This window comes from Microvirga tunisiensis, from assembly GCF_009296175.1.
In the GTDB taxonomy this organism is placed as follows: Bacteria; Pseudomonadota; Alphaproteobacteria; order Rhizobiales; family Beijerinckiaceae; genus Microvirga; species Microvirga tunisiensis.
On record NZ_VOSK01000147.1, the window covers coordinates 1 to 16,073 of the forward strand.

A 16,073-nucleotide genomic window follows, 5' to 3' on the forward strand; every position below is an offset into this window, starting at 1 on the left:
TATCCTGACCAGTACTCCGAGCGGCATCTGCGCACACTCCAGCGGCGTCTGAAAATCTGGCGCCGGGATGCGGCATGGGCCATGGTGTTCGGGTCATCGGATCAAGGCTCGGTGCCCGCAGAGCCCTGAGGCTTGCCGGGAGCATGAAGATGAGGCAACGACCATCCGTGTCGGGAGCATTCTTCGGTGAGGCAATACGCAAGGTCATCGATGTAGACGCCGCTGCCGATCACCCAGCCCCATTTGTTGAAGTTCGTTGCATAGGAGAGCTTTGGAAGAGGCTCCGGCTGGTTCGGCTTCGGAAAAAGATAGGCAACGAAGCCGCCACCGGTCCGCCCGACATTTCCGATCTCTTTGAGGAATGCGACACCGTTGGCATCCTTCACCGCGGAGTTGTCCTTCCCTTCCAGGGTCTTGCTGAAGGGATGCATCAGCATCACCGTCTGGTAATCCTGGATGAAGAAGTATTCAGAGCCGCCATAGCGCAGAACGCGCAGCGTATCGGAAGCACGCTTCTTCGCTTCGTCCTCTGACATTTCTCCACGCTTTGAGCGGGTTTCGAAATCAGCCACGATGCTGACGGCCGTTTCCACGAGGTGCTTGAGCTCGGTTTTCTTCTGTTCGGTCAGGACGGTCGAGATCGTGACGGAGCCGAAGATCGCGAGCGCAATCAGGGCCACGATTCCTGCCGCGATCCCAGCATAGAACCGGCCGGCAACACCGGAGAACGAACGCGTCAGCTTGTTGCGAATGGTAGAACTCTTATCAGACATTATTCTTTGCGAACCTGCCCGCATCGCCACGGGGGGCGCGTGCCCCCACGACACGCTCTACCAGGTGCTTCAAGTCTGAAAGAGTTGCCGTGCTCGTCAATAAGTGAAAACACTTAGCGTTTTCTGGCGCCTTATTATCAGTTCGTTAAATCAGCTGACAGCGCCTCTTCGCGGAGAAGAATAATTGCCTCGGATAGAAAGAAAAAGCCGCAGATATCATGCATCTGCGGCGAATTATACTTTAGATGATGCCGGGTCGCAGCTTCATTTACCGGCCCCAGCGCAACACCATCGGATCGAGGCGGCGGGCGACCTCGATCAGACCTTTCCGTGTCTCCGGATGCAGGGGCTGCAGCGGACGGCGGACGGCTTCCGACTGAATGACGCCGCCTTCCTTCATGAGCACCTTGGCGGCCAGAAGTCCGCACTGCCGGTTCTCGTAGTTGATCAGCGGAAGCCAGCGCTCGTAAGCCGCGGCGGCCTCTTCTTTGTTGCCGGCCATGTAAGGATCGATGATCTTGCGAATGCCGTCCGGATACGCTCCGCCCGTCATGGCGCCCGTGGCGCCGGCATCAAGATCGGCCATGAGGGTGATCGCTTCCTCGCCGTCCCATGGTCCTTCGATGGCATTCCCGCCGAGAGCGATCAGATCGCGCAGCTTGGACGCCGTGCCGGGAACCTCGATCTTGAAGTAGGAGACGTTGGTGATCTCCTTGGCCATGCGCGCAAGGAATGTGGCCGACAGGGAGGTGCCTGCCATCGGCGCGTCCTGGATCATGATCGGGATGCTGATGGCATCCGAGACCTGACGGAAGAACTCGTAGATCCCGGCTTCCGAGACGCGCAGCGTCGCACCGAAGAAGGGCGGCATGATCATGACCATGGCTGCACCTGCGGCTTCCGCCCGTTTGCAGCGATCGACGCAGATGTCCGTCGAGAAATGGCTGGTGGTGACGATGACCGGAACACGCCCGGCAACGTGATCGAGCACCGTTGTCATCACGGTCTCGCGTTCGCTGTCGGTTAGAAGGAACTGCTCGGAAAAGTTCGCGAGAATGCAGATTCCGTCGGAGCCCGCATCGATCATGAAATCGATGGCGCGCTTCTGCCCTTCGAGATCAAGTTTGCCGTTATCATCGAAAATGGTCGGTGCCACCGGAAATACGCCACGATAGGAGCGCGTGGAAGTCTTGCCAGACAAGGACATGGTTTCTCCCTTCAATACCTACAATGTCGTGTTCAATGGTTGTCGCGTGGAACGGGCGATCCTGTCCGTCCGACGAGAAAGTCCAGATCGACACCTTTGTCGGCCTGCAGAACGTGGTCGATATAGAGCTTGGCCCAGCCCCGATCGGCATGCGGTGTGGGCGGAACCCACGCGGCGCGCCGGCGCTCCATCTCCTCGGCCTCGACGTGAAGATGCAGGCTGCGCGCTGCCACATCGAGGGTGATCAGATCGCCGTTCTGCACCAAGGCGAGCGGACCGCCGGCGGCAGCCTCGGGCGCCACGTGCAGCACCACCGTGCCGTAGGCGGTGCCGGACATGCGCGCATCCGAGATGCGGATCATGTCGCGAATGCCCTTCTTGAGCAGCTTCTGCGGGAGCGGCATGTTGCCGACCTCCGCCATGCCCGGATAGCCCTTCGGGCCGCAGTTCTTCAGCACCATGATGCAGGTCTCGTCGATGTCGAGATCCTCATCGTCGATGCTGTGATGCAGATCCTCGATGGTCTCGAACACGACCGCGCGGCCCGTGTGCTGCATGAGCTCGGGCGAGGCCGCCGACGGCTTGATGACGGCGCCGTTGGGGGCGAGATTGCCTTTCAGGATCGCAATGCCGGCTTCCGGCTTGAAGGGCTCCTCGAAGGTGGTGATCACCTCGCGGTTCCAGCACGGTGCGTCCTTCACGTTCTCCCAGATCGGCTTGCCGTTGACGGTGAGCGCATCCTTGTGCAGCAGGCCGCGCTCGCCCAGCGTGCGCAGAACAACCGGCAGACCGCCTGCATAATAGAAATCTTCCATCAGGAATCGGCCGGAGGGCATGAGATCGACGAGGCAGTGGATCTCGCGGCCGAGCCTGTCGAAATCGTCGAGGGTCAGGTCGATGCCGACGCGTCCCGCAATGGCGAGAAGATGCACGACCGCGTTGGTCGATCCGCCGATGGCGGCCAGCGTGCGGATGGCGTTCTCGAAGGCTTCGCGCGTCATGACCTTCGACAGCACGAGGTCTTCGTTCACCATTTCGACGATGCGCCGTCCGGCCATGCGCGCGAGATGGTTGCGCCGTGCGTCGGCGGCGGGGATCGCCGCATTCTCCGGCAGGCCGACGCCGAGCGCCTCGACCATGGACGCCATGGTGGAACCGGTGCCCATCGTCATGCAGTGACCGGCCGAGCGGTTCATTCCGCCTTCCGCCTCATGGAATTCCTGCAGCGTCACTTCCCCGGCGCGCAACTGCTCGCTCATGGAAATGATGTTCGTGCCGGAGCCGATATACTTGCCGCGATAGACGCCGCGCAGCTGCGGACCGCCCGACACGCCGATGGTCGGCAGATCTGCCGAGGCCGCGCCCATCAGCAGGGCAGGGGTGGTCTTGTCGCACCCCATGAGGAGCACGACACCATCGAGAGGATGAGCGCGAATGGCCTCTTCCACGTCCATGGCCGCCAGATTGCGGAACAGCATGGCGGTCGGGCGCATGGTCACCTCGCCGAGGGAGGAGACGGGGAACTCAAGCGGGAAGCCGCCGGCATCCAGCACGCCGTATTTCACATGCTCGGCAATCGTGCGGAAATGGGCGTTGCAGGGCGTCAGCTCGGACCAGGTGTTGCAGATGCCGATCACGGGCCGGCCCTCGAACTGATCCTGGGGGAAGCCGCTGTTCTTCAGGAAGGAGCGATAATAGAAGCCCATCTTGTCCTGACGGCCGAACCAGGCTTGGCTGCGTAGCTGGCGTTTCTTGTCCTCAGTCATTCTCTCGGTGCCTTTGAAACTCTGTATCGCCTCGCCGAAGGAGGCTTAAGGGAACGCGACTTTGGTTGAATAGGCGCTCAATTCGATTCATATAATAGTACTAATAGTCAGCTGTTAAGGCTGCTAAAGTCGAACAGCAACGACAAATTTAGGGAGAAAGCTCATGAAGGCCCGTCATCTTCTGACGACAATCGGCATGGCTGCGCTGATGCTGTCCTCAGGCGCCGCCTACGCCCAGAACAAAATGACCATCGGATTTTCGCAGGTCGGATCGGAATCCGGCTGGCGGGCTGCCGAGACGAAGGTCTCGAAGATCGAGGCCGAGAAGCGTGGCGTCGATCTGAAGATCTCCGACGCACAGCAGAAACAGGAAAACCAGATCCGCGCCGTCCGGTCGTTCATCGCGCAGGGTGTGGACGCCATCTTCATCGCGCCGGTTGTATCGACCGGTTGGGACGCCGTCCTGAAGGAAGCCAAGGACGCCAAGATCCCGGTCGTTCTCCTCGATCGTTCCATCGACACGAAGGATGAGTCTCTCTACCTCACGGCCGTGACCTCCGACACCGTCTATGAAGGCAAGGTGGCCGGTGAGTGGCTCGCCAAGGAAACCGGCGGCAAGTGCAATGTGGTGGAGCTGCAGGGAACGGTCGGCTCGAGCCCGGCGATCAACCGCAAGAAGGGCTTCGATCAGGTCGTCGCCGCCAACCCTGGCATGAAGATCGTCCGCACTCAGTCCGGCGACTTTACCCGTACCAAGGGTAAGGAAGTGATGGAAAGCTTCATCAAGGCCGAAGGCGGCGGCAAGAACATCTGCGCCGTCTACGCGCATAACGACGACATGGCGATCGGTGCGATCCAGGCCATCAAGGAAGCGGGTCTCAAGCCCGGCAAGGACATCAAGATCGTCTCCATCGACGGCGTTCCTGACATCTTCAAGGCCATGTCCGATGGAGAGGCCAATGTCACGGTCGAGCTGACACCGAACATGGCAGGCCCGGCCCTCGATGCGCTCGCGGCCTTCAAGAAGGACGGCACGGCGCCGAAGAAGTGGATCCAGACGGAATCCAAGGTCTTCACGCCCGAGACGGCGAAGGCCGAATACGACAAGCGCAAGGATCTCTACTGAGATCTTCTTTGTAGGCAGCAGGCGGGCAATCGCCTGCTGCCTTGCGTGTGAGGCGTCGAGGACATGATGCAGCCATTGAGTGAACAGCCTCAGCTTCTTGAGATCAGGAGTCTGACAAAGGGCTTCTCGGGCGTGCAGGCGCTCGACCGCGTGGATTTCACGCTGCATACGGGTGAGATTCACGGCCTTTTGGGTGAGAACGGCGCCGGCAAGTCGACATTGATCAAGGTGCTGACCGGTGTCTTCAAGCGCGATGCCGGCACCATCCGCCTTGATGGACAGGAGATCGAGGCGCGGGATCCTGCGGACGCGCTCTCGCTGGGCATCGGAACCGTCTATCAGGAGGTCAATCTGCTGCCGAACCTGTCGGTGGCAGAGAACCTCTTCATCGGTTGTCAGCCGCATCGCTTCGGCCTCGTGCGCACGGGCGAGATGCGGCGCCTGTCCGAAGAGCTTCTGGCAGGCTACGGTCTCGACATCGACGTCGCCAATCCCTTGAGCACCTATTCGGTGGCCGTTCAGCAGATCGTCGCCATCGCCCGTGCGGTCGATCTCTCGGCCAAGGTGCTGATTCTCGACGAGCCGACGGCGAGCCTCGATGCCCATGAGGTCGAAACCCTTTTCAAGATCCTGAGGGATCTCAAGCGCCGAGGCATCGGCATCGTGTTCGTCACGCATTTCCTCGATCAGGTTTATGCGGTCTGCGACCGGATTACCGTCCTGCGCAACGGGCGTCTCGTGGGATCCCGCCCCATCGCGGAATTGCCGCGGATCGAGCTCGTCTCCATGATGCTGGGGCGCGAGCTTGCAGCAGAAGCGCTCCACCGCAACCAGCGCAGCGCCGTGACGGCAGAACCGCTCGTCGCCTTCAAGGATTACGGGAAGCGCCGCCTCATGGAACCGTTCGATCTAGCGGTGCGTCCCGGCGAGGTGGTGGGGCTTGCAGGTCTTCTCGGGTCCGGCCGGACGGAGACGGCTAAGCTGGTCTTCGGCATCGAGCGTGCCGACAGCGGGCAGGCGTTCGTCAACGGCAAGCCCGTGCGCATCGCCACGCCACGCGACGCCGCCCGGCTGCGGTTCGGCTTCACGCCCGAGGATCGCAAGACGGAAGGCATCGTGGCGGAATTGTCTGTTCGCGAAAACATCATCCTGGCTCTCCAGGCGCAGCGCGGCTGGCTGCGCCTGATCCCGAGACGCAAGCAGGAGGAGATCGCCGACCGTTTCATCAAGCTTCTCGACATCCGAACGCCGGATGCGGAAAAGCCCATCGGGCTTCTCTCCGGCGGCAATCAGCAGAAGGCGCTGCTCGCCCGCTGGCTCGCCACGGAGCCGCGCTTCCTTATCCTGGATGAGCCGACGCGCGGCATCGATGTGGGCGCCCATGCCGAAATCATCCGCCTGATCGAGCGCTTGTGCGAGGATGGGCTTGCCCTTCTCGTCATCTCGTCCGAACTGGAGGAGATCGCCTCCTACAGCGATCGGGTCGTCGTCCTGCGCGACCGGCGGCACGTGCGGGAACTCTCCGGCTCCGAGGTGAGCGCGGATACCATCATGACAACCATCGCAGGCCATTGAATGAGCGCTATGATTCAGGCCGGTCCCTCTCGCATCCTTCCCAAGGGGCTTCCGCAGGTTGCGGCGCTTCTCATCGTCTTTCTCGTCAACTGGCTCGTCTTCCGCGACTTCTTCGCTCTGCGCCTGCAGGATGGACGCCTCTTTGGCAGTCTCATCGACGTGCTGAACCGTGGCGCGCCGGTCGCCATTCTGGCCTTGGGGATGACCCTCGTCATTGCGACCCGAGGGATCGATCTCTCCGTCGGTGCCGTCATGGCGATCGCCGGTGCGACGGCCGCGACGCTGACGGCCCAGGGCTATCCGCTACCTATAGCGCTCGGAGCGGCAGCCGGCATCGGCCTTCTTTGCGGCCTATGGAACGGATTCCTCGTCGCGGTTCTCGAAATCCAGCCCTTCGTGGCGACCCTGATCCTGATGGTGGCCGGGCGCGGCTTCGCGCAATTGATCACGGAAGGACAGATCATCACCTTCGTGAGCGAGGGGTTTGCCGCCATCGGAGGCGGCTCCTTCCTGATGCTGCCGATGCCGGTCGTGATCGCCATCGTGATGCTGATCATCACGCATTTCATCGTCCGGTATACGGCCTTGGGTCTCTTCATCGAATCCATCGGCGCCAATGTCCGATCGAGCGCCTATGCCGGCATCGGCACCAAGGTCGTGACCATCGCGGTCTACATGTGGTGCGGCCTGTGCGCGGCCATCGCGGGGCTGATCGTGACGGCAGACATCCGCGGCGCCGACGCCAACAATGCCGGTCTCTGGCTCGAGCTCGATGCGATCCTCGCGGTGGTGATCGGCGGCACGTCCCTGTTCGGCGGGCGCTTCAGCCTCGGCCTCTCCGTTGTCGGAGCCCTGATCATCCAGGCCATGAACACGGGCATCCTGCTCAGCGGCTACCCGCCCGAATACAACCTCATCGTGAAAGCCATCGTGGTGCTCGCCGTGCTTCTCGCCCAGTCGCCCGTTCTGTCGGCCATCCGTTCCGTGTGGAAGGCAAAGGCATGATCAGGCGCCACCTTCCCGTCCTCATCACACTCGCCGTCTTCATCGTCGGCTATCTGATCTGTCTCGCGCAGTTTCCGAGCTTCGCCTCGACCCGGGTCATCGGCAATCTGCTGACCGACAATGCGTTTCTCGGCATCGTGGCAGTCGGCATGACGTTCGTGATCCTGTCCGGCGGCATCGATCTCTCGGTCGGCTCCGTCATCGCCTTCACCGGCGTGTTCCTCGCCGTCACCATCGAGAAGTACGGGCTCAACCCCTATTTCGCCTTCGTCCTCGTCTTAGGCGTCGCGGCTCTGTTCGGGGCCGGCATGGGCTTCCTGATCCACACCTTCCAGATCCCAGCCTTCATCGTGACGCTGGCGGGCATGTTCCTGGCGCGGGGCTTATGCTTCGTGCTCACCACGGATTCCATTCCGATCAACGCTCTGGCCTATGGTCAGATCACGGACATCGCTTTTGGATTGCCCGGCGGTGGCCGGCTGACCTTCATCGCCATGATCATGCTGCTGACTTTCGCGGTCGGCATCGTCGTGGCGCATTTCACCCGCTTCGGCGCCAATGTATATGCGCTCGGCGGCAACAGGACCTCGGCGGAGCTGATGGGCGTGCCGGTGGGGAGGACGACCATCCGCATCTATATGCTGTCGAGTTTTCTCGCGGCCTTGGCCGGAATCGTTTTTTCCTTCTACACCTCCGCAGGTTATTCCCTGGCTGCGACCGGCGTTGAACTCGACACGATCGCGGCGGTCGTCATCGGCGGCACCCTTCTCACGGGAGGCTACGGGACGATCATCGGTACGCTCGTGGGCGTGCTCATCCAAGGATTGATCCAGACATACATCACGTTCGAGGGAACCCTGAGTTCCTGGTGGACCAAGATCGCCATTGGTGCCCTGCTGTTCGCCTTCATCGTGCTGCAGCGCGGCCTGTCGGCGGCATCGCTTCGGACAAGGTAGAGTAAAAAAGGAGAATGGTGTTGCTGCACGATGTCCAAAGGCCTTCGAGAGCGCGATCAGCCCATGATCTCGTTGCCCATGGGATCGGCCAGAACATCATGCAGGGCCGCTTTCCCGTCGGCAGCACCCTCCCGGGCGATGCGGAGTTGATGGAGCTTTTCGGGGTTTCGCGAACCGCTCTCCGGGAGGCATTGAAGACCCTCGCGGCGAAGGGCCTGATCGAGTCCAAGACGAAGGTCGGCACGAAGGTTCTGGATCGCAACAACTGGAACATGTTCGACGCCGATATCCTGGGATGGCATCTCGAGATGGGTGTCGATGCCCGCTTCCTTGGATGGCTCTTCGAGATCCGGCAGATGCTGGAGCCTTTGGCCTGCGCCACCGCCGCCGTGCGGCGCACGCCGGAGCAACTCGAGGACATGCACAGGGCGCTCCAGGCCATGTACCAATGCGAGAGCAGCCGGCAGGGCTTCACCAAGGCGGATCTCGCCTTCCACCAGGCTATTCTGGAGGCCTCCGGCAATCCCTTCCTGCAATCGATCGGATCGGTCATCGGCGCGGCGCTCGCCACGTCGTTTACGATCAGCTCCCCGGTCTCCAGCGACGCCCGCTTCAGGGAGGTGATGCGGCAGCACCAGGCAGTGTTCGATGCCATTGAGCAGCGCAACCCTGTCGCCGCAAGCGAGGCCATGTCCGAACTGATCCTGCAGGCGGCGGAGCGGGTTCAGATCAAGCATGTGGAGAGTTCGCTTGCGGTGGTCCAGATCCACGCCTTCTCCGGAGTGGAGTAGATCAGCCGGCTATCCATTTGCGCTGATGAAGCCAGAGGCCCCGGTACCCTTCAGGAGCCTTGCTGGACCAAATAGTATTATAGTATGATTTATGGGCTGGCATGAGAGGTCTAACACTCGGCCCGCCAAGAGGCAGGTGGGGCTGTTCCAAGGCGCCGTTCTGCCTTTATCATGGGATCAACAGGGGCTGCTGGGCGGCGTCGGACCGCGAGCCGGCTTGGCCTGGAATGAAGAATACCGAATATGCGCCGGGCGAGATGATGTCGTTCCGGGCATGGACTAGAGGGAGAACGACCTTGAAGACATTCACGACCACAATGGCGGCCGTGGCTCTTGGAGCCTTTGGCCTGCTCGGCGCCGCCCAGGCGCAGGATAAGGGCACGGTCGGCGTGGCCATGCCGACGAAGTCGTCCGCGCGCTGGATCGACGACGGCAACAACATGGTCAAGGTGCTCAAAGAGAAGGGCTACAACGTCGACCTGCAATATGCGGAAGACGACATCCCGAACCAGCTGGCCCAGATCGAGAACATGATCACCAAGGGCTCCAAGGTGCTCGTGATCGCGGCCATCGACGGCACGACGCTGTCCGACGCGCTGCAGCAAGCCGCCGACAAGGGCATCAAGGTCATCGCCTATGACCGTCTGATCCGCAATTCCAAGAACGTCGACTACTACGCCACCTTCGACAACTTCCAGGTCGGCGTGCTCCAGGGCGGCTATATCGAGAAGGCGCTCGGCCTGAAGGAGGGCAAGGGCCCGTTCAACATCGAGCTCTTCGGCGGTTCGCCCGACGACAACAACGCCTTTTTCTTCTACAACGGCGCCATGTCCGTTCTCGACCCCTACATCAAGAGCGGCAAGCTCAAGGTCGCCAGCGGCCAGACCGGCATGGACAAGGTCTCGACCTTGCGCTGGGACGGCGCGGTCGCCCAGGCCCGCATGGATAACCTTCTGTCCGCCTACTACACCGACAAGCGCGTCGATGCGGTTCTCTCGCCCTATGACGGCCTGAGCATCGGCATCATTTCCTCGCTCAAGGGCGTGGGCTACGGCACCCCGAAGCAGCCGATGCCGGTCATCACCGGCCAGGACGCGGAAGTCCAATCCGTCAAGTCGATCCTCGCCAAGGAGCAGACCTCGACGGTGTTCAAGGACACCCGCGAGCTCGCCAAGGTCACGGTCAACATGGTCGACGCCGTGCTCTCCGGCAAGCAGCCGGAAGTCAACGACACCAAGACTTACGAGAACGGTGTGAAGACCGTGCCGTCCTATCTCTTGAAGCCGGTCAGCGTCGATGCGTCGAACTGGAAGGAAGTTCTGGTCGGCAGCGGCTACTACAAGGAAGACCAGTTCAAATAATTGGTTTTCTCGACGATACGGACCCTGCGCGCCCGCGCAGGGTCCTTGCTCATTTCTGGAAGGCCTGTTGCCTGAGGTTATGCGATGAATGCGATCCTTGAGATGCGGGGGATCACCAAGACGTTCCCGGGCGTGAAGGCGCTGGACAACGTCAATATTACCGTGAAGGCCGGCGAGATCCACGCGCTGGTGGGTGAGAACGGCGCCGGCAAGTCCACGCTGATGAAGGTCCTGAGCGGCGTCTATCCGCACGGCTCCTATGGCGGCGAGATCCGTTACGAGGGCGAGGAGCGCCGCTTCTCCGGCATCGCCGACAGCGAGAAGCTCGGCATCATCATCATCCACCAGGAACTGGCCCTCGTGCCGCTCCTGTCGATTGCGGAAAACATCTTCCTCGGCAATGAGCAGGCCCAGTACGGCGTCATTGACTGGTCCGCGGCGTTTGCCCGAACGAAGGAGCTGCTGAAGCTCGTCGGCCTGAAGGAGTCGCCCGAGGAGCTGATCACCAATCTGGGCGTCGGCAAGCAGCAGCTGGTTGAGATCGCCAAGGCGCTCTCGAAGAAGGTGAAGCTGCTCATCCTCGACGAGCCGACCGCGAGCCTGAACGAGAAGGACAGCGACGCGCTCCTGAACCTTCTGCTCCAGTTCAAGGCGCAGGGGATTTCCTCGATCCTGATCTCGCACAAGCTGAACGAGATCTCGAAGGTCGCCGATTCCATCACCGTCCTTCGCGACGGCGGCACGGTCGAGACGCTTGACTGCCAGGCAGAAGAGGTGAGCGAGGACCGCATCATCCGCGGCATGGTGGGCCGCACCATGGAGGATCGCTATCCGAAGCGCGAGCCGAAGATTGGCGAGACCATCTTCCAGGTCGAGAACTGGTCGGCCTATCACCCGCTCCACAACCACGTGCAGGTGGTCAAGAACGTCAACCTGAACATCCGGCGCGGCGAGATCGTCGGCATCGCCGGGCTGATGGGGGCAGGGCGGACCGAGTTCGCCATGAGCCTGTTCGGGCGCAGCTACGGCCAGAACATCTCCGGCCGGGTGACGCTGCACGGCAAGGAGATCGACGTCAGCACGGTGGAAAAGGCCGTCTCCAATGGAATCGCCTATGCTACCGAGGATCGGAAGACCTATGGCCTGGTGCTGGCCGAGGACATCCGCAAGAACGTGACGCTCGCCAATCTCGAGGGTGTCTCCAGCAAGTTCGTCATCGACGACATCCGGGAGCTGGCGGTCGCCAACGACTACCGCGCCAAGATGCGGATCCGCAGCCCCAGCGTCTTCCAGGAGACGGTGAACCTGTCGGGCGGCAACCAGCAGAAGGTGGTGTTGAGCAAGTGGCTCTTCTCCGATCCGGAGATCCTCATTCTCGACGAGCCGACTCGCGGCATCGATGTCGGGGCGAAATACGAAATCTATACGATCATCAACAGGCTGGCCGATGCCGGCAAGGGTGTTCTCATGATATCCTCGGAGATGCCGGAACTGCTCGGCATGTGCGACCGGATCTATGTCATGAACGAAGGCTCCCTGATTACCGAGCTCGACATCGCCGAGGCATCCCAGGAAAAGATCATGCACGCTATCGTTAAGTCGGGGAGGCGCTGAGATGGACACGAGAACCGCTGACGAGATTCAGGTTCCCCAGCAAAAAGCGTCGTGGACGGCGTTCGTCAAAACCCATTTCCGCGATTACGGCATGCTGCTGTCGCTGCTGGTCATCATGCTGTTCTTCCAGGTGGTGACCGACGGCACCCTGCTGCGGCCGCTCAACCTCACCAACCTCGTACTCCAGAACAGCTACATCGTCATCATGGCGTTGGGCATGCTTCTGGTCATCGTCGCCGGGCATATCGACCTCTCGGTCGGCTCCATCGTCGGCTTCGTCGGCGGCTTGGCTGCCATGATGATGGTGCGCTGGGGCTTTGATCCAGTCACGACCACCATCGCCTGCCTGATCGTCGGCGGCATGATCGGCGCCGCGCAAGGCTATTGGGTGGCCTATTTCAAGGTGCCGTCCTTCATCGTCACGCTTGCCGGCATGCTCGTCTTCAAGGGCCTGACCCTGGCGCTCCTCGGCGGCATGTCGGTCGGCCCGTTCCCGGTGGTGTTCCAGCGCCTGAGCTCCGGCTTCATTCCGGATGTCTTCGGTGGCGAGGGCTTCAACTACACCGCGCTGTTCCTCGGCGTCGCAAGCGTCGCCGTCATCATCTATTTCAGCTTCCGCAGCCGCGCCAACCAGTTGAAGCACGCGGTCGAGACGGCGCCGTTCGGCCTATTCGCTTTCAAGAACGTTCTGCTGGCCCTTCTCGTCGTCGCGTTCTGCTATCTGATGGCGACCTATCGCGGCCTGCCGAACGTGCTCGTCATCATGGCGGTCCTGATCGCGCTCTATGCCTTCGTGACCAACCGGACCACCATCGGCCGGCGCATCTATGCACTCGGTGGCAACGAGAAAGCGGCCAAGCTGTCTGGCATCAAGACCGAGCGCCTGACCTTCCTCACTTTCGTCAACATGGGCGTGCTGGCAGGCCTCGCCGGCCTGATCTTCGCAGCCCGCCTCAATACCGCCACGCCGAAGGCCGGCCTCGGCTTCGAACTCGACGTGATCGCGGCCGTTTTCATCGGTGGCGCCTCGGCCACCGGCGGTGTCGGCAAGGTGACGGGGGCCGTCATCGGCGCCTTCGTCATGGGTGTCATGAACAACGGCATGTCGATCCTCGGCATCGGCATCGACTACCAACAGGTCATCAAAGGCCTCGTGCTGCTCGCAGCCGTGTCGCTCGATGTCTATAACCGGAAAAAGTGAGGGTTGCTGGCTTCAAGCAAGCATTCAACCAAACGGCGAGCCTTCGCTCGCCGTCTCCATATGGAGCTTTTCTGCAGGAATCTAGCTTAGCGAGCCGCTGCGGTCATGCCAGCGGCTTCGGGAACTGGGCTCTTGGTCAGCGTCATCTTGCTGTTGCTGCGGTCGCACGACACTGTGACGAAGCCGTCCGACGCGATGATCCGGACTGTGACCACACCGTTCGTGCTCACGAGCTTGACCGGTTCCTCGTCTACCTCCTGCGCAGCCTCGTTGATGATGGAGAGGCATTCCCCGAATGGCATAGATGCAATGCGCGTGTCAGCGGACTGGGCCAGGACAACCGAGCCGCTCGCAAGGACACCCATGGTGCCGAGCATGATTGCAAGCAAAGAGGAGCGCATTGACCAATTCTCCTAACGCTCGGAGAACACCACTCCCGAGGGTTTTCCGCTGTGTCCTATCGCACACGGGGAAGGAACGTGCCTCACCACGGACCGTTCCTCGCTGTCAATGTCGCAGGGGAGGGAGGGCCGCCGTCATCGACAGATATCGCACGGCCACCGTTAGAAATGTCTAAAGAACCTTAGCCGCTGGATTCCTTCTGCTGCCCGGAAAACTGGCGTCCTCGTTGCTCGGCCCTTTCCAGGGCGTCAGCAAGTAGGCGGCGGCTCTGCATCAGGGCATGTTCATCCGCCATCGCCGTGCTCAACGTGGCGAGGATCCTCTCGGCCTCCATCTCGTGGCGTGTTTCAGGCATGACAATCTCCAGCAAGCTATGCCGATGCAACTGCCTGACGTCTTCCCGGTTCCCGCACGCCGGGTCGGTCCGAGTCAGGACCATATTTCTGACTTAATAATATCTAGCTTGATCAATATTGCGCGATGGCTTCAGGGACTATGTTCCTGGCCGGCAAAACCGATTAATGTTCAACCTCACACATTGCGCGTTCAGACATGATTCATCCCCGGATTGTCAGGGATGGTCCTATGGCGACAGACGGACCAGACCCGTTGAAGGATGCTCTCGCTCTCCAGGCTCGAGTGAGAGGCTTGCGAGCCCTGCTCGAGTTGCAGCGCTGGCAGATCGAAGTGCTCAACAAGAGGCTCTATTCGCCTGAGCCGGGTGGCGTTGCCGCGCGACGCCTGCTGGTTCTCAAGCGAAGCGAGAAAGAGGCTAAGTTCAAGGTGCCGAAGAGTGTGAACGATCCCTGACGCAGCGATGATCGTCCATCACGCAAAAAGGCCCGGTGTTGCCACCGGGCCCTTGGATTTCGAACGCCTTGCCTGATCAGTTGAACTTGTAGTTTACGCCCGCACGCAGCACGCCGAACTCCGCATCGCGATCCACGTTCACGCGGCCGCCGAGGGTGTAGTTGTCCTTCGTGTCGAGGTCGACATAGAGGCCTTCGACCTTGGCGGTGAAGTTGTTGGTGATGGCGTATTCCACGCCGCCGCCGAGGGTCCAGCCCCAGTTGATCTCGTCGCCGCTGTGATAGCCGAGCAACGTGTCGTAGCCCCGGTTGCCGCCGATATCGCCATAGGCGAAGCCGCCGGTGCCATAGACGAGAGCGCGGTCGACGGCGACGCCGGCGCGGGCGCGGATCGTGCCGAAGAAGCCGTCCGAGTCGCCCGGGTAATAGGTGGTGCCGTAGGAAGCGCCCTTGTTGCCGACGGCGGCATACTGAAGGTCCGTTTCGAGGCCGCCGACGAACATGCCGAACTGATAATTGTAGCCGGCTTGGACACCGCCAACGAAGCCACCGCTCCGTTTGCCGTTCCTGAATGCCGGATCGTAATAGCGGCTGTCGCCGACGTTCCAGCCGTAGCCGGCATTCAGACCGGCATAGAAGCCGGTCCAGGTGAAGACTGGAAGCGCATTGTAGGCCGGAGCAGGAGAATAGCGGCCCGGCAGGTCAGCCGCGTGGGCCGTCGAGGCCGCAATGGCGAGAGCCGCTGTGGCAGCGAGCAGTCCAAGAGCAGAGGTACGCATTACTGTATTCCGTGCTTAACAACAGAGATTGGATAGGCATTTATTGCCTGTCACGGATCTAATAAGGGATGACGAGAGATTGTTGCAATATGCTCGCTTGTAACCATTCGAAACATGATTGACGGTTTATGAATGTTTACTGTTCATCAACCATGACATCCGTGCTCGACTTGAGATCACAGGCCGATTGTGCGCAGATCAGAGCGTGAAGTTCGGCCGTGAGGCCTCAAAGTAAGAGACAAAACTTGGCCTCGCCTTTTTCGAGGCGGGGCCTTTTTCGTTGTCTTAAGCAAAGCTCAGGGATCGCCCAGGTTCGAAGCCACGTGAGCGCGCCTGGCAATCACATCCACATCAACACTCATGGCCAGCGTGTCCGGATCGAGTTCCGCGATCGGAAACCAGCGTGCCTCGAGAGCATCGTCGCCGGCAACGGGCTCGCCTGAAATCCAACGGCATTGAACGGCGATCAGGATGTAGTGCTGACGAACGTTGCCACCGACATCCCGCACCAGAACATCGAGCGTGGTGAGGACGTCCCGGGCTTCCGCATGAACTGCGGTCTCCTCCAGAAGCTCCCGAATTCTGATGTTCGTTGTCAATGAGCCTTGACGTGGGTGTGCAATCCCGGTGCAGGAACAGGGCCAGGCCGGATAAAGCGATTGCGCAGGGCCGGAGACAGAGCCGTCAAGACGACGGTTGAGCAGACTC

The 16,073-nt window shown here is 61.0% G+C and carries 16 protein-coding genes; 9 read left to right on the plus strand and 7 right to left on the minus strand.

Annotated elements, in window-relative coordinates:
- Positions 1-101: 101 nt before the first annotated feature.
- The 3 genes from FS320_RS25770 to FS320_RS25780 all read right to left on the minus strand — a co-directional run bounded on the left by FS320_RS25770 (position 102) and on the right by FS320_RS25780 (position 3,746).
- Positions 102-773, minus strand: coding sequence for a cache domain-containing protein (locus tag FS320_RS25770; protein ID WP_162003239.1), 672 nt, complete (start codon positions 771-773; stop codon positions 102-104).
- 268 nt (positions 774-1,041) lie between these two features.
- Positions 1,042-1,980 (minus strand): dihydrodipicolinate synthase family protein, encoded by a 939-nt coding sequence (locus FS320_RS25775; RefSeq protein ID WP_152714755.1) that lies wholly within the window; start codon positions 1,978-1,980, stop codon positions 1,042-1,044.
- A 32-nt stretch (positions 1,981-2,012) separates the two neighbouring features.
- Positions 2,013-3,746 carry an IlvD/Edd family dehydratase gene (locus FS320_RS25780; protein WP_152714756.1) on the minus strand — a complete coding sequence of 578 codons (1,734 nt, stop codon included), beginning with the start codon at positions 3,744-3,746 and terminating at the stop codon, positions 2,013-2,015.
- Between the two features lie 163 nt (positions 3,747-3,909).
- Here FS320_RS25780 and ytfQ point away from each other — a divergent pair, with 163 nt between their 5' ends.
- The 8 genes from ytfQ (at position 3,910) to mmsB (ending at position 13,375) form a co-directional block, all read left to right on the plus strand.
- A complete protein-coding gene (gene ytfQ / locus FS320_RS25785) occupies positions 3,910-4,872 on the plus strand; it encodes a galactofuranose ABC transporter, galactofuranose-binding protein YtfQ (RefSeq protein WP_152714757.1) in 963 nt (320 codons plus the stop codon).
- A 66-nt stretch (positions 4,873-4,938) separates the two neighbouring features.
- Complete coding sequence (ytfR, locus tag FS320_RS25790) at positions 4,939-6,447, plus strand: galactofuranose ABC transporter, ATP-binding protein YtfR (RefSeq protein WP_152714766.1); 1,509 nt, start codon at positions 4,939-4,941, stop codon at positions 6,445-6,447.
- Positions 6,448-7,452 carry a galactofuranose ABC transporter, ATP-binding protein YtfT gene (ytfT, locus tag FS320_RS25795; protein WP_152714758.1) on the plus strand — a complete coding sequence of 335 codons (1,005 nt, stop codon included), beginning with the start codon at positions 6,448-6,450 and terminating at the stop codon, positions 7,450-7,452.
- Positions 7,449-8,408 (plus strand): galactofuranose ABC transporter, permease protein YjfF, encoded by a 960-nt coding sequence (yjfF, locus tag FS320_RS25800; RefSeq protein WP_152714759.1) that lies wholly within the window; start codon positions 7,449-7,451, stop codon positions 8,406-8,408. Before ytfT ends, yjfF begins: the two co-directional genes overlap by 4 nt.
- A 20-nt stretch (positions 8,409-8,428) precedes the next feature.
- Entirely contained in the window at positions 8,429-9,199 is a 771-nt protein-coding gene (locus tag FS320_RS25805; RefSeq protein ID WP_244627381.1) for a FadR/GntR family transcriptional regulator, read from the plus strand.
- Positions 9,200-9,516: 317 nt separating this feature from the next.
- Complete coding sequence (chvE, locus tag FS320_RS25810; protein WP_404293629.1) at positions 9,517-10,560, plus strand: multiple monosaccharide ABC transporter substrate-binding protein; 1,044 nt, start codon at positions 9,517-9,519, stop codon at positions 10,558-10,560.
- 84 nt (positions 10,561-10,644) lie between these two features.
- On the plus strand, positions 10,645-12,174 hold the full coding sequence (mmsA, locus tag FS320_RS25815) for a multiple monosaccharide ABC transporter ATP-binding protein (protein ID WP_152714761.1): 1,530 nt from the start codon (positions 10,645-10,647) through the stop codon (positions 12,172-12,174).
- Position 12,175: 1 nt separating this feature from the next.
- On the plus strand, positions 12,176-13,375 hold the full coding sequence (gene mmsB / locus FS320_RS25820; RefSeq protein ID WP_152714762.1) for a multiple monosaccharide ABC transporter permease: 1,200 nt from the start codon (positions 12,176-12,178) through the stop codon (positions 13,373-13,375).
- A gap of 86 nt (positions 13,376-13,461) precedes the next feature.
- On the opposite strand, the gene FS320_RS25825 is transcribed toward mmsB, so the two are convergent.
- Positions 13,462-13,776 (minus strand): hypothetical protein, encoded by a 315-nt coding sequence (locus tag FS320_RS25825; protein ID WP_152714763.1) that lies wholly within the window; start codon positions 13,774-13,776, stop codon positions 13,462-13,464.
- 182 nt (positions 13,777-13,958) lie between these two features.
- Entirely contained in the window at positions 13,959-14,132 is a 174-nt protein-coding gene (locus FS320_RS45275; RefSeq protein ID WP_153885328.1) for a hypothetical protein, read from the minus strand.
- Between the two features lie 230 nt (positions 14,133-14,362).
- Between FS320_RS45275 and FS320_RS25830 the strand changes: the two genes are divergently transcribed.
- Positions 14,363-14,587, plus strand: a complete 225-nt coding sequence (locus tag FS320_RS25830) for a hypothetical protein (RefSeq protein WP_152714764.1) — start codon at positions 14,363-14,365, stop codon at positions 14,585-14,587.
- Between the two features lie 76 nt (positions 14,588-14,663).
- On the opposite strand, the gene FS320_RS25835 is transcribed toward FS320_RS25830, so the two are convergent.
- Both FS320_RS25835 and FS320_RS25840 read right to left on the minus strand, forming a co-directional pair.
- Positions 14,664-15,365, minus strand: coding sequence for an outer membrane protein (locus FS320_RS25835; protein WP_152714765.1), 702 nt, complete (start codon positions 15,363-15,365; stop codon positions 14,664-14,666).
- 296 nt (positions 15,366-15,661) lie between these two features.
- Positions 15,662-16,073: NUDIX domain-containing protein (locus FS320_RS25840; RefSeq protein ID WP_162003240.1), on the minus strand; the 412-nt coding region annotated here is incomplete at its 5' end.

What these genes read in the sequence shown, in the direction of transcription:
- FS320_RS25770 (WP_162003239.1), bottom strand. Translation starts at nt 773, where the DNA reads ATGTCTGATAAGAGTTCTACCATTCGCAACAAGCTGACGCGTTCGTTC.
- FS320_RS25775 (WP_152714755.1), bottom strand. Translation starts at nt 1,980, where the DNA reads ATGTCCTTGTCTGGCAAGACTTCCACGCGCTCCTATCGTGGCGTATTT.
- FS320_RS25780 (WP_152714756.1), bottom strand. Translation starts at nt 3,746, where the DNA reads ATGACTGAGGACAAGAAACGCCAGCTACGCAGCCAAGCCTGGTTCGGC.
- ytfQ (WP_152714757.1), top strand. Translation starts at nt 3,910, where the DNA reads ATGAAGGCCCGTCATCTTCTGACGACAATCGGCATGGCTGCGCTGATG.
- ytfR (WP_152714766.1), top strand. Translation starts at nt 4,939, where the DNA reads ATGCAGCCATTGAGTGAACAGCCTCAGCTTCTTGAGATCAGGAGTCTG.
- ytfT (WP_152714758.1), top strand. Translation starts at nt 6,448, where the DNA reads ATGAGCGCTATGATTCAGGCCGGTCCCTCTCGCATCCTTCCCAAGGGG.
- yjfF (WP_152714759.1), top strand. Translation starts at nt 7,449, where the DNA reads ATGATCAGGCGCCACCTTCCCGTCCTCATCACACTCGCCGTCTTCATC.
- chvE (WP_404293629.1), top strand. Translation starts at nt 9,517, where the DNA reads ATGGCGGCCGTGGCTCTTGGAGCCTTTGGCCTGCTCGGCGCCGCCCAG.
- mmsA (WP_152714761.1), top strand. Translation starts at nt 10,645, where the DNA reads ATGAATGCGATCCTTGAGATGCGGGGGATCACCAAGACGTTCCCGGGC.
- mmsB (WP_152714762.1), top strand. Translation starts at nt 12,176, where the DNA reads ATGGACACGAGAACCGCTGACGAGATTCAGGTTCCCCAGCAAAAAGCG.
- FS320_RS25825 (WP_152714763.1), bottom strand. Translation starts at nt 13,776, where the DNA reads ATGCGCTCCTCTTTGCTTGCAATCATGCTCGGCACCATGGGTGTCCTT.
- FS320_RS45275 (WP_153885328.1), bottom strand. Translation starts at nt 14,132, where the DNA reads ATGCCTGAAACACGCCACGAGATGGAGGCCGAGAGGATCCTCGCCACG.
- FS320_RS25830 (WP_152714764.1), top strand. Translation starts at nt 14,363, where the DNA reads ATGGCGACAGACGGACCAGACCCGTTGAAGGATGCTCTCGCTCTCCAG.
- FS320_RS25835 (WP_152714765.1), bottom strand. Translation starts at nt 15,365, where the DNA reads ATGCGTACCTCTGCTCTTGGACTGCTCGCTGCCACAGCGGCTCTCGCC.